This is a genomic window from Streptomyces sp. NPDC060184, from assembly GCF_042728795.1.
Lineage (GTDB): Bacteria > Actinomycetota > Actinomycetes > Streptomycetales > Streptomycetaceae > Streptomyces.
In genome coordinates this window covers 24,258-36,867 of the sequence record NZ_JBHWYX010000044.1, presented here as the reverse complement: position 1 = coordinate 36,867, position 12,610 = coordinate 24,258, and the positions used below count along the sequence as shown (strand labels likewise).

At 74.3% G+C, this 12,610-nt stretch carries 9 protein-coding genes; 2 read left to right on the top strand and 7 right to left on the bottom strand.

Annotated features, from left to right (window positions below; genetic code table 11):
- The first annotated feature begins 15 nt into the window (after positions 1-15).
- Positions 16-1,125 carry an ABC transporter ATP-binding protein gene (locus tag ACFWEE_RS25640; RefSeq protein ID WP_386892489.1) on the top strand — a complete coding sequence of 370 codons (1,110 nt, stop codon included), beginning with the start codon at positions 16-18 and terminating at the stop codon, positions 1,123-1,125.
- Positions 1,122-2,174, top strand: coding sequence for an ABC transporter ATP-binding protein (locus ACFWEE_RS25635; protein ID WP_386892487.1), 1,053 nt, complete (start codon positions 1,122-1,124; stop codon positions 2,172-2,174). Before ACFWEE_RS25640 ends, ACFWEE_RS25635 begins: the two co-directional genes overlap by 4 nt.
- A 19-nt stretch (positions 2,175-2,193) precedes the next feature.
- On the opposite strand, the gene ACFWEE_RS25630 is transcribed toward ACFWEE_RS25635, so the two are convergent.
- From ACFWEE_RS25630 to ACFWEE_RS25600, 7 genes are all read right to left on the bottom strand, one after another.
- On the bottom strand, positions 2,194-3,156 hold the full coding sequence (locus ACFWEE_RS25630) for a bifunctional riboflavin kinase/FAD synthetase (RefSeq protein WP_386892486.1): 963 nt from the start codon (positions 3,154-3,156) through the stop codon (positions 2,194-2,196).
- A 46-nt stretch (positions 3,157-3,202) separates the two neighbouring features.
- Complete coding sequence (locus tag ACFWEE_RS25625; protein ID WP_386892484.1) at positions 3,203-6,826, bottom strand: trypsin-like peptidase domain-containing protein; 3,624 nt, start codon at positions 6,824-6,826, stop codon at positions 3,203-3,205.
- Positions 6,827-7,173: 347 nt separating this feature from the next.
- Positions 7,174-8,073 carry a tRNA pseudouridine(55) synthase TruB gene (gene truB, locus ACFWEE_RS25620; protein ID WP_386892483.1) on the bottom strand — a complete coding sequence of 300 codons (900 nt, stop codon included), beginning with the start codon at positions 8,071-8,073 and terminating at the stop codon, positions 7,174-7,176.
- Complete coding sequence (gene rbfA / locus ACFWEE_RS25615; RefSeq protein ID WP_327178285.1) at positions 8,070-8,513, bottom strand: 30S ribosome-binding factor RbfA; 444 nt, start codon at positions 8,511-8,513, stop codon at positions 8,070-8,072. The genes truB and rbfA overlap by 4 nt, the downstream gene beginning before the upstream one ends.
- Positions 8,514-8,536: 23 nt before the next feature.
- Entirely contained in the window at positions 8,537-8,833 is a 297-nt protein-coding gene (locus ACFWEE_RS25610) for a DUF503 domain-containing protein (RefSeq protein ID WP_386892481.1), read from the bottom strand.
- A 140-nt stretch (positions 8,834-8,973) separates the two neighbouring features.
- A complete protein-coding gene (gene infB, locus ACFWEE_RS25605; protein WP_386892480.1) occupies positions 8,974-11,988 on the bottom strand; it encodes a translation initiation factor IF-2 in 3,015 nt (1,004 codons plus the stop codon).
- Between the two features lie 140 nt (positions 11,989-12,128).
- On the bottom strand, positions 12,129-12,416 hold the full coding sequence (locus ACFWEE_RS25600; RefSeq protein WP_386892478.1) for a YlxR family protein: 288 nt from the start codon (positions 12,414-12,416) through the stop codon (positions 12,129-12,131).
- Between the last annotated feature and the right edge of the window lie 194 nt (positions 12,417-12,610).

Below are 12,610 nucleotides of genomic sequence, written 5' to 3'. Positions count from 1 at the left end.
GAGGAACGGACCAGCATGACAGCGACCTCACCGGCGCCCCTGCTGGAGGTGCGCGACCTCCGTGTCACCTACGGCTCCGGGCCGTCGGCCGTCCCCGCCGTGCGCGGGGTGGACCTGCGCGTCGACGCCGGGCAGAAGCTCGGCATCGCCGGGGAGTCCGGCTGCGGCAAGTCGACGCTGGCGCTCGCGCTGCTGCGGCTGCTGCCCGCGTCGGCCAAGCTGAGCGGCGAAATCCTGCTGGACGGCGAGGACGTCCTGACGATGAGGTGGGGCCGCCTGCGGGCGGTGCGCTGGGCGGGCGCGTCCATCGTCTTCCAGGGGGCGATGCACTCCCTCAACGCGGTGCACCGGGTCGGCGACCAGATCGCCGAACCGATCCTGCTGCACAAGCGGGCCACCCCGGCCGCCGCCCGTACCCGCGCCGGTGAGCTGCTCGAACAGGTGGGGCTGCCGGCGGCGCGGGCCGCCGCCTATCCGCACGAGCTCTCCGGCGGCCAGCGGCAGCGGGTCATGATCGCCATGGCGCTTGCCTGCGACCCCCGGCTGATCGTCGCGGACGAACCGACCACCGCGCTCGACGTGATGATCCAGGCCCAGATCCTCCGGCTGATCGAACAGCTCGTCGCCGACCAGGACCTCGGCCTCGTCATGATCAGCCACGACCTGGCGGTCCTCTCCGACACCTGCGACCGGCTCGCCGTGATGTACGCGGGCCGGGTCGTGGAGGAGGGCCCGGCCCAGGACGTGTACCGGCACGCCCGCCACCCGTACGGAGCGGCGCTCTCCGCCGCCTTCCCGCGCATCGGCGACCCCGCCTCGCGGCACGCCCCGCGCGGACTGCCCGGCGACCCGCCGGACCCGGCGGCGCTGCCCTCCGGCTGCGCCTTCCACCCACGGTGCTCGGCGGCGCTGGACTCCTGCGCCGAGGAGGACCAGTGGCTGCGGGACGCCGGGCCCGGACGGCGCGCGGCCTGCGTCCTGGTGGCCCCGGCGACGACCCCCGACACCGGACCCGCGCCCGTCGGGGATCCGGTCGTACCCGCCGCCGCGGAAGAGCCCGAGGACACCGGTACGGCCCCGGGCGCGAGCGAGCCCGGGGCAGAGGAAGCGAGGAGCACCCCATGACGACCACCCCCGTGCCCGAAACTCCCCCGCCGACCACTCCCCCACCGACCGCTCCCCTGCTGAGCGCCGAGGCGCTTGAGGTCACCTTCCCCGGCCGCCGGGGGGCCGCGCCCGCGCGGGCCGTGGACGGAGTGGCGCTCGACATCCGGCCCGGCGAGATCGTGGCCCTGGTCGGCGAGTCGGGGTGCGGCAAGACCACGCTCGCCCGCTCCCTGCTTGGCCTGGTGACACCGACCGCGGGCCGGATCACCTTCGAGGGCCGGCCTCTGGACCCCTCGGCACGGGCGATGAAGGCCTACCGCAAGCGCGCCCAGCTGGTGCTCCAGGACCCCAGCGGCTCCCTCAACCCCCGCCACACGGTGTACGACGCGGTGGCGGAGGGACTGCGCATCCACGGGCACCGGGGCGACGAGACCGCGGCGGTGGCCGGGGCGCTCTCCCGGGCCGGGCTGCGGCCCCCGGAGCGGTTCTTCCTGCGCTACCCGCACGAGCTGTCGGGCGGCCAGCGCCAGCGCGTCGTCATCGCCGGGGCGCTGGTGCTGGAGCCCGAACTCCTCGTCGCCGACGAGCCGGTGGCCTCGCTGGACGCCTCGGTGCGGGGGGAGATCCTGGCGCTGCTGCTGCGGCTGAGGGACGAACTCGGGCTCTCCGCGCTGATCGTGACCCACGACCTCGGGCTCGCCTGGAACATCGCGGACCGGGTGGCGGTGATGTATCTGGGGCGGATCGTGGAGACCGGGGCCGTCGAGGAGATCCTGACGGCTCCCCGGCATCCGTACACCAAGGCGCTGCTGTCGGTGCTGCCGGAGGCGCCGGGCGAGCCGGTGGTGCTGTCCGGCGAGGCTCCGGACCCCTCGAACGTGCCGGGGGGATGCCGGTTCCACGTTCGCTGCCAGGTGTTCGCCTCGGGCGAGGCCGAGCGGGCGGGGGTGGCGGACGCGTGCCGTACGCGGGATCTGCCGCTGCTCGACGGCGGCGGCGCCGGGCAGGTCGCCTGTCACTGGGCCCGCGCGACCGCCGGGGAGCAGCCGGCTCCGGCTCCGGTGTAGGCACGGAGGCCGGGCGCGGTCAGGCGCCGCGCTCGGCCTCGTACGCGTCGATCAGCTCGGTGCACCGCTCGACGTCGGCGGCCATCGCCACCAGCAGGTCGTCGATGGAGTCGAACTTCAGCATCCCGCGCACGTAGGCGAGGAAGCCGACCGCCGCGTGCATGCCGTACAGGTCCAGGCCGACCCGGCCGATGGCGTACGCCTCCACGGTCCGCTCGACGCCGTCGAACTGCGGGTTGGTGCCGACCGAGATCGCGGCGGGCATGCACTCGCCGTCCACGTCGAGCCAGCCCGCGTAGACGCCGTCGGCGGGGATCGCGCTGTGCGGGACCGTCTCGACGTTGGCGGTGGGGAAGCCGAGGTCCCGGCCGCGCTGCGCACCCCGCACCACGATGCCCTCGACCCGGTGCGGACGGCCCAGGATCTCGGCGGCGCCGGAGACGTCGCCCTCGGCGATCAGCCGGCGGGCCAGCGTGGACGAGAACGGCAGGCCCCCGCCCACCTCTCCGCTGACGAACAGGTCGACGACCTCGACGGTGTAGTCGTAGGTGGAGCCGAGTTCGGCGAGGAGTTCGACGTTGCCCGCCGCCTTGTGGCCGAACCGGAAGTTCGGGCCCTCGATGACGGTGCGCGCGTGCAACCGGTCGACCAGCACCTTCACGATGAAGTCGGCCGGTGCCAGCTTCGAGAACTCACACGTGAACGGCAGGATGAGCAGCGCGTCGACGCCCAGCTCCGCCATCAGCTCCGCGCGGCGCAGGTGCGGGGCGAGCAGCGGCGGGTGGCTGCCGGGGCGGACGACCTCGCTGGGGTGCGGGTCGAAGGTCACCACGACGGACGGGACACCCAGCTCACGGGCGCGTTCCACGGCCCGGCCGATGATCAGCTGGTGCCCTCGGTGCACCCCGTCGTAGGACCCGATGGTGACGACGCTGCGTCCCCAGTCCTCTGGGATGTCCTCCAAGCCGCGCCAGCACTGCACCGTGACCGCTCCTCGCCCGAGTCTGCATCTACATGCGTTATGTAGATTACGCAGGCTTAAGACTGCCATGCTCCTGCCCGGTCGCCTGCATCGGCACCGTCATCGTGCGCCGGGAGGCCGCCAGCCGTTCCAGGGCGGCCCGGGCGTCGGGCCCCACCACGGCCGCCCACTCCTCGGGGGCGGCGGCCAGCCAACGGCAGACCATCGGGGCGAATCCCGGCACCGCGGACGCGAGGGCGACCAGTTCGCGGTCGAACCGCTCGGCGCCCTCGGCCGACCGGACGAGGAGCGTCCCCGTACGGTGCACCAGCGCGCGGGTCCGGGGCTCGGGGCGGCGGGCCGAACCGGCCGCCGCCGCCCGGAGCAGGGCGTGCAGCACATCCGGGTCGCGCCCGGTGGTCTGCTCGTACTCCATCAGCGTCTCCAGCAGTTCGGCGCGCGCGGGCCGGGAGGCGGGGCTGCCCCCGGAGCCGAGGGTCCGGGCGAGCGCGGCGCGGACCGGGGCGGGCGCGGGCGGGTCCCGGAGCAGCGAGGCGACCAGGGGGAGCAGCAGTGCGCGGGCCGCCGCGCCCTGTTCGAGCCGCTGGTCCACCAGGGCGGCGACCCGTGCGCCGGCGGAGCCCCCGCCGTCCCCGGAGTGCTGGAGGTAGGTGCGGACGAGTCCGGCGGTGTGCAGCGAGAGCGCCGGGAGGTCCAGGGCGGCCAGCTCGGCGAGCGCCTTGCCCGCCTCCTCCCCCGGACAGGACAGCCGGCCGCGGAGGGCGGCGAGCACGGGCTGCGGGGAGGACGGCAGCGCCTCGACGACCAGGGCCGTCGGCAGGCCCGGCGCGCCCTGGGCGTAGGCCCGCAGCGCCTGGGGCAGCCACCGGTCCCGCGTCTGCGGGTCGCGGACGAGGAGCGCGAGCGCCGGGCCGTGCAGCGGGGCGTCCTCCGTCCGCCCCAGCAGGGCGAGGGCGGCGGCGCGCAGCAGCGCCCGGTCCTCGGCCGCCTCCACCCGGCCGACGACGGCCCCGGCGTAGCGCGCGGCGGCGGCGCGGCGTTCGGGCCGCTCGTCGTCCCGGGCCCAGCGGGCGACCGCGCGGCTCAGGGTGGCCGGCTCGTCCTCGGCCAGCGCGAGGAGGAGGTCGGCGGCGCACGGGTGCGGGGTGTCCACGAGCGCGTCGGCGAGGTCGTCCGGGGCGAGGTCGCGGCGGGCGTACAGCAGGGTCTGCGCGGCGGTGGCCACCGTGGGCCGCCGGGGCGGGTGACCGTCCGCAGAGTCGCCGGGACCGCCGGAGCCGTCGGCGCGGAGCGGGCGGTCGTCGGTGAACCAGCCGCAGAGCATCCGCCGCACCGCCGCCGGGGCCGCCGTCAGCAGGTGGTCCACCGCGTCGAGGAAGCCCTCCTCGCCGTCGCGCCCGGGCCCCCCGTGGGCGGGCATCAGCAGCCGCAGCAGGTCGACCCGGTCCTCCACGGGCAGCCGCAGCCGCCGCCAGAACCACGGGCCGAACGCGGTGTACGCCCCGCCCGGACCGGCACAGTCCGGCCCGGCCGCCCGGGTGATCCGCCCGGCGAGCACCCGCAGCACTCCGGCGTACGGGCGGGCGTCGGCGACCTTGAGCAGCGTCTCGCGCAGCAGCCGGGCCGCCCACCAGGCGGCGTCCTCGTGGCCGGGGCGCGAGGGGCAGCCGTCCCGGGCACGGGCGCCCAGCCGGTCGAGCGCCTCGATCAGGTCGGCCATGCGGTGCGCGAGGGCGGCGTCGCCGTGGCGCCGGCCGGCCAGCAGCATCGCCTGGACGACCGGTCCGATGCGGTGGCGGGGCACGGACAGGTGGTTCGAGGGGGCCGGGCCGCTCTCCGTCCCGGTGGCGGCGGGCCGCTCGTCGGCGTGCCAGCGGTGCACCAGGAAGGTCAGGGCGGCGTCCAGGTCGAGGTGGGCGCCCTGCACCCAGTCGCCGACGGCCTCGTGGGCGAAGCGGTAGCCCTCGCCGGCCGGGACGAGGAGGCCCTCGGTCAGGACGGCACAGGCCCAGCCGGTGCGCCGGGGGAAGAGTTCCTCGAAGGCGGCCGGGTCGAGCTCCCCCTGGCCGGGCCCCAGGCACCGGCGGGCCGCCTCGTGCACCTGGCCCGCCACCCGCGCGGCGAGCCTGCGTACGGCGGGTCCGCTCATGGGGGGATCGGCGGGCGCCGCGATCCGTGCGGCCACCCGGGCGCAGGCCAGGTCGAGGTGGGCGGAGAAGACGTCCTCGGTGTCCGGGGTGCCGGGCACGTCGGGCGGCAGCACCGAGCGGAGTCCGGCGAGGAGTGCGAGGGTCAGCGGATGGCGGTCGTGGCCGGCGGCGACGGCCCCGTCCGCGAGGCCGTACCGCTCCCGGGCCAGGGCCGCCTGCTCCTCGTCGAGGTCGCCGAGGAGCAGGCCGGGCGGCAGGCCGACGGCGGGGCGCGCGGGGCGGTGCAGGACGCCCGGCGGGTGGAGGGCGCCCGCCGTCTCCCAGTGCTCGGGGCTGCAGGCGACCACCATGCGGGCCTCGTGCGCGCGGAGCCAGCCGGCGGTGGCGGAGGTCCATCCGGCGAGCCGGTGGGCGAGGGCGGGCGGCATCTCCTCGGGCCCGTCGAGGAGGACGAGCAGCGGGCGTCCGGCGTCGGCGGCGAGGGCGGCGATCCGCTCGGGGGTGGTTCCCGCCGCGGTGTCCTCGCCTCCCGGGTCGTCCGCCGCGTGCACGAGGCGGGCGGAGCGGTCCAGGGTCCGGGCGACGGCGTCGGCCACCGAGTGGTCGTCGGCGAGCAGGTCGGCGCCGCGCAGCCGGAGGGTGGGCGCGCAGCCTTCCGAGCCGGCGCGGCGGGCCGCGTGGGCGGCGAGTTCGGTGGTGCGGCCGGTGCCGGGTGCGCCGACGAGTCCGAGGACGGTCGCCGTACCGCTCTCGAAGGCGGCGAGCTCGGCCGCGACGTCCTCGCGGGCGACGGGTTCGACGGGGTGCGGGCCCTGCCGGGGGGAGCGGGCCGTGCCGAACGAGGTGGCGGTGAGCCGGAGGACGCCCGCGAGGTTGAGGTCTCGGCCGTAGCCGGGGACGGTGCGGGCGTTGCGGCGGAGGAGTTCGTCGAGCGGGCCGCCGTCGCCGGGGTGCAGCAGCAGGGCGAGCCCGGCCGCCTCGTGGTCGGTGCGCAGGGCGGGGCAGAGCACGCCGAGGACGGCTCCGGTACGAGGGTCGGTGACGGGGCCGCCGACGGCTGCGCCGCCGGAGCGCAGGGCGTCCCGGCCGTCGGTGCCGACGGCGAGTTCCAGCACGGCGGCCACCGGGTGCGCTCGGCCGTCGCGGGTGGGGTAGGTGGCCGGGGTGGTGCCGAGCACGCGGGCCTGGCGGATGCCGTGCGCGGCGATGTGGACGTACGCGCCCGGCTCGGCGCGTTCGGGTGCGGCGACGGGCAGGGGTTCCAGGCCGAGGGCGGCGGTGTCCCCGGTGCGCAGCAGCGCGAGGCCGAGGGCGGGCAGCGGGACGACGGACTCGGGGTCCACCGGGCGGGGGACGCCGTCCGCCCCGTGCAGGAGGAGCGGACCGCCCGGTGCCAGTCCGTCGAGGACCTGGTGGCTGGTCACGACGGTGCCCCGGTCGTCGGCCAGGAATCCGGTGCCCCGGGGCCGGCCTGCCTGGTCGCAGATCCTCACCAGCGTCGTCCGGTCCCCGCTTCCCATGGGTCCGAAGGTAGGCGGGCGGGGGTGGCCCGATAGGCCAGAACGGGTGAATGCGCCCCCTCGCGCCCCTGATTCACCCCGAGCGCCCGTCCATTGGGGTGAGTTCGGGGGCCCGAATGGACAGAGTGCTCGGCGGAGGGGGGTTCGTGGAGACCGGGGGGCCTGCTCCACGACGACGGCCTGCTTTCCGTCCGGTGCGCACCGGACGGAAAGCAGGCCGCGCAAAGAGGCTGTGCGGGAGGGGGAACGTCGGGAGACGGCGCCCGGGGACGGGAACGTTCAGAGACCGCTCAGAGACCGCTCAGAGACCGCTCTGAACCGCTCAGGCAGTGACCGCTCTGAACCGCTCAGGCGAAGACGGCGAGGCTTTTGGCCTTGCCCTTCTCCTCCTCCACCAGCACCAGGAAGGCGCCGTCCGGCCCGAAGACCGCGACCGGCCCCGGCGGGTACGCCGGCATGTCCAGCCGGACCCCGTTGAGCAGCAGCTTGGCCCGCTTCTCGTCCACGTCCCAGCGCGGGAACGCCGACGCGGCGGCCTCGGCCACCGGCATCACGGTCAGCTCCTGCTGGTGCTGGTCGAGCGTCCGGGCCGTGTCGATGCCGTACGGGCCGACCCGGGTGCGCCGCAGCGCCGTCAGGTGCCCGCCGACTCCGAGCCCGGCGCCGAGGTCCCGGGCGAGGGCCCGGATGTACGTCCCCGAGGAGCAGACGACGGAGACGACCAGGTCCAGCACCGGGGTGCCGTCCTCCGCGACCGCCTCACGGACGTCGTAGACGCGGAACGAGGAGACCGTCACCGGACGGGCCGGGATCTCGAACTCCTCGCCGCCGCGCACCCGCGCGTACGACCGCTTGCCGTCGATCTTGATGGCGCTGACCTTGGACGGGACCTGCATGATCGGTCCGGTCAGCGCGGTGACCCCGGCGTCGATGCCCTCCCGGGTGACCCCGGAGGCGTCGGTGGACGAGGTGATCTCGCCCTCGGCGTCGTCGGTGACGGTGTCCTGGCCGAGCCGGATCGTACCGAGGTACTCCTTCTCGGTGAGCGCGAGGTGGCCGAGCAGCTTGGTGGCCCGTTCCACGCCGAGCACCAGCACCCCGGTCGCCATCGGGTCGAGCGTGCCGGCGTGGCCGACGCGGCGGGTGCGGGCGATGCCGCGCATCTTGGCGACGACGTCGTGCGAAGTGAAGCCGGACGGCTTGTCGACGATGACAAGGCCGTCCGGCGTCCTGATCTGCTCCGTCATGCTGAGGTGTCGTCCTCGTCCTCCGGCTTGCGGTACGGGTCGGCGCCACCGGCGTACGTGGCGCCCGAGGACGCCTCGCGCACCTTGGCGTCCGAGGCCCGCACCTGGTCGAGGAGGTCCTCGATCGCCTTGGCGTTGCCCGGCAGGGCGTCCGCCACGAAGGCGAGGGTGGGGGTGAACTTCGTCCCCGCCGCCGCCCCGACCGCCGACCGCAGCACGCCCTTGGCGCTCTCCAGGCCGGCCGCCGCGCTGGCCCGGTCCTCGTCGTCGCCGTAGACCGTGTAGAAGACCGTGGCCTCCCGCAGGTCACCGGTGACGCGGGTGTCCGTGATCGTCACGTGGGTACCCAGCCGGGGGTCCTTGACCCCGCGCTGCAGTTTCTCGGCGACCACCTGCTGGATGAGGTCCGCCAGCTTCTTCGCCCGCGCGTTGTCGGCCACTGGTCCGTCTCCTTCTGCCTTGCTCAATCGTCTTCGTCGCTGTGCAGCCGCCGCCGTACGGACAGCAGCTCCACTTCCGGCCGGCCGGCGACGAGTCGCTCGCACCGGTCCAGCACGTCTGTGAGGTGCCGGGTTTCCCCGGAGACCACGGCGAGGCCGATTTCGGCCCTGCGATGGAGATCCTGACCGCCCGTCTCCGCCGCGCTCACCGCGAATCTGCGCTGGAGCTCGGCGACGATCGGCCGGACGATGGAACGCTTCTCCTTCAACGACCGTACGTCGCCGAGGAGCAGATCGAAGGACAGTGTCCCCACATACATGGATGCCCGGATGTCCCGCCGGTTCGGGTTCGTGTCTCCTGCGCAGGCTTGGCAGGAACACCAGAACCGTACACGGAACGGCCGGGGCCGATCGACGGGAATTCCTCCCCGCCGACCGGCCCCGACTGTTGAGGTACGGGTCAGCCTCGCGGCTTCTCGCGCATCTCGTACGTCGCGATGACGTCGTCGATCTTGATGTCGTTGAAGTTGCCGAGGTTGATACCGCCCTCGAAGCCTTCGCGGATCTCGGTGACGTCGTCCTTGAAGCGGCGCAGACCGGAGATGTTGAGGTTCTCCGCGATGACCTTGCCGTCGCGGAGCAGGCGCGCCTTGGTGTTGCGCTTGACCTCGCCCGACCGGACCAGGACACCGGCGATGTTGCCCAGCTTGGACGAGCGGAAGACCTCGCGGATCTCCGCCGTACCGAGCTCGACCTCTTCGTACTCCGGCTTGAGCATGCCCTTGAGGGCCGCTTCGATCTCTTCGATCGCCTGGTAGATGACCGAGTAGTACCGGACGTCCACGCCCTCGCGCTCGGCCATCTGCTGCGCGCGCCCTGCGGCACGCACGTTGAAGCCGATCACGATGGCGTCGGAGCCGGTCGCCAGGTTGATGTCCGACTCGGTGACCGCACCCACACCGCGGTGCAGGATGCGGATGTCGACCTCGTCGCCGACGTCGAGCTGGAGCAGCGAGGACTCGAGAGCCTCCACCGAACCGGACGCGTCGCCCTTGATGATGAGGTTGAGTTCCTGGACCAGACCGGCCTTGAGCGCCTCGTCGAGGTTCTCCAGGGAGAACCGGACACCCTTGCGGGCGAAGTTGGCGTTGCGCTCGCGGGCCGCACGCTTCTCGGCGATCTGCCGGGCCGTGCGGTCCTCGTCGACGACCAGGAAGTTGTCACCGGCACCCGGGACGTTGGTGAGACCGAGGACGAGGACGGGGGTCGACGGACCCGCTTCCTCGACGTTCTCGCCCTTGTCGTCGAGCATGGCGCGGACGCGGCCGTAGGCGTCGCCGACGACCATCGTGTCGCCGACCCGCAGCGTGCCTCGCTGCACCAGGACGGTGGCGACGGCACCGCGACCGCGGTCGAGGTGGGACTCGATCGCAATACCCTGCGCGTCCTGCTCCGGGTTGGCCCGCAGGTCGAGCGAGGCGTCGGCGGTGAGGACGACGGCCTCCAGCAGGGAGTCGATGTTGAGACCCTGCTTGGCGGAGATGTCGACGAACATGGTGTCGCCGCCGTACTCCTCGGCCACCAGACCGAACTCGGTGAGCTGACCGCGCACCTTGACCGGGTCGGCACCCTCGACGTCGATCTTGTTGACCGCGACCACGATCGGCACGTCGGCCGCCTTGGCGTGGTTCAGCGCCTCGATCGTCTGGGGCATCACACCGTCGTTGGCCGCCACCACGAGGATCGCGATGTCGGTCGACTTCGCACCACGGGCACGCATGGCGGTGAACGCCTCGTGACCCGGGGTGTCGATGAAGGTGATCTTCCGGTCCTCGCCGTTGACCTCGGCGGAGACCTGGTAGGCACCGATGTGCTGGGTGATGCCGCCGGCCTCGCCCGCGACGACGTTCGTCTTGCGGATCGCGTCGAGGAGTCGGGTCTTACCGTGGTCGACGTGACCCATGACGGTCACGACCGGCGGACGCGGGATGAGCGATTCCTCGCCACCCTCGTCCTCGCCGAACTCGATGTCGAAGGACTCGAGCAGCTCGCGGTCCTCCTCCTCCGGGCTGACGATCTCCAGGACGAAGTTCATCTCGTCCGCGAGGAGCTTCAGCGTCTCGTCGGAGACGGACTGCGTGGCGGTGACCATCTCGCCGAGGTTCATCATCACGCCGACGAGCGACGCCGGGTTGGCGCCGATCTTCTCGGCGAAGTCGGTGAGCGAGGCACCGCGCGACAGGCGGACGGACTGTCCGTTGCCGCGAGGCAGCATCACGCCGCCGACCGACGGGGCCTGCATGGCCTCGTACTCCTGGCGCCTCTGCCGCTTCGACTTGCGACCACGACGCGCCGGACCGCCGGGACGGCCGAACGCACCCTGTGTGCCACCTCGGCCACCGGGGCCGCCGGGACGACCGCCGAAGCCGGGACGACCGCCGAAGCCGCCGCCACCGCCGCCGGGACGACCGGCACCGCCGGCGCCGCCGGGACGACCCGCACCGCCGCCGGGACCGCGGCCACCGCCGGGGCCACCGCCGGGACGCGGGCCCGCAGCGGGACGCTGCGGCATCATGCCGGGGTTGGGACGGTTACCGGCGGGAGCGCCGGGACGCGGAGCCTGCGGGCGGGGCATGCCGCCCGGGGTGGGACGGGCACCGCCCTGGGGGCCCTGCGGACGCGGGGCGCCGCCGGGACCGCCGGTGTTGCCCTGGGGGCGCGGGGCGCCGGGGCGCTCCTGACCGCCGCCGGGGCGCGGGGCACCGCCGGGACGGGGCGCCTGGGGGCGCGCCATGCCGGTGGAACCGCCGGAGGTGAACGGGTTGTTGCCCGGACGGGGACCGGCCGGACGTGCGCCGCCGGGACGCGGGGCGCCCTGGCCGGCGGGACGCGCGGGGCGGTCGCCGCCGCGGTTGTCGCGCTGACCGCCGTCACGGCTGTCGCGCTGGCCGCCGGCCGGAGCCGGGCGGGCCGGGGTGGGACGCGGACCCGGGGTGGCACCCGCGGGACGCGGGGCCTGGGGCTGCTGCGGCGCGGCCGGCTGGGCCGGGGCCGGCGCCGAGAACTCGGCGACGGGGACCGGGGTCACCGGGGCGGGCCGGGGGGCCGGACGCGGGCCCGGACGGGGACCGGCCGACGGTGCGGCCGGAGCCGCGGGGGTGCTGGTCTCAGGCGCGGCGGCGGGCTTGGGAGCCGGTGCGCCGGGCTTGGGGGCAGCGGGACGTGCCGCAGCGGCCGGGGAGGGCGCCGCGGGCTTGGCGGGGGCGGCCTTACGAGGCGCTCCCGGCTTCGCAGCGGACTTGCCGGCGTTGCCGCCGGGCCCCTGCAGTGCGTCGGTCAACTTGCGTACAACCGGCGCCTCGATCGTCGAGGACGCCGAACGGACGAATTCACCGAGTTCTTGGAGCTTGGCCATGACGACCTTGCTCTCTACGCCGAACTCCTTGGCGAGTTCGTATACCCGGACCTTAGCCACTTCGCTCCTTTTAGGTCCGGGTTACCGCCGGACCGTCGCTACTTCATGGGCGTACTCATCGCGTACTCATCGAGTGCTCATCGCAATCTCGACCTACTTCCAACTCGCGAGGTACCTGACCGCACGGGGACCCGTGCCGTTCACTTTTCTTGCGGTGCCACCCGCTCGACGAACCGCTGCAACGCGGTGGTGTCGAACGGCCCCTTGGCCTTGAAGGCCCGGGGGAACGCCCGGCGGCGGACCGCCAGGTCGAGACAGACAGATGCCGGGTGCACATACGCACCCCGGCCGGGCAGCGTACCGCGTGGATCAGGCGCACAGGCGCCCTCGTCCACCACGATGCGCAGCAACTCGCTCTTGGCCGCTCGCTCCCGGCATCCCACACAGGTGCGTTCGGGACAAGCGCGGGCTTGCGTCCGGCCAGACACGCTAAGTCTACCTCCCCGCGCCGACCTCACCCCTTTGGGGCAAAAATCGAACGGATGTTGTTGTGATCTCCAGCGGGTTCCCGCGGCGATCTATTCCTTGCGCCCCCGCTTCCGCGGGCGCGTACCCGCTCCGGCGGCACGCCGTCCGGACGGCCGCGGCCCCCGGTCCTTCCCGCCGGAGCGGGGTCCCGGAG

Coding starts and splice junctions, on each gene's coding strand:
- ACFWEE_RS25640 (WP_386892489.1), top strand. CDS start 16: ATGACAGCGACCTCACCGGCGCCCCTGCTGGAGGTGCGCGACCTCCGT.
- ACFWEE_RS25635 (WP_386892487.1), top strand. CDS start 1,122: ATGACGACCACCCCCGTGCCCGAAACTCCCCCGCCGACCACTCCCCCA.
- ACFWEE_RS25625 (WP_386892484.1), bottom strand. CDS start 6,826: ATGGGAAGCGGGGACCGGACGACGCTGGTGAGGATCTGCGACCAGGCA.
- truB (WP_386892483.1), bottom strand. CDS start 8,073: ATGACGGAGCAGATCAGGACGCCGGACGGCCTTGTCATCGTCGACAAG.
- ACFWEE_RS25610 (WP_386892481.1), bottom strand. CDS start 8,833: ATGTATGTGGGGACACTGTCCTTCGATCTGCTCCTCGGCGACGTACGG.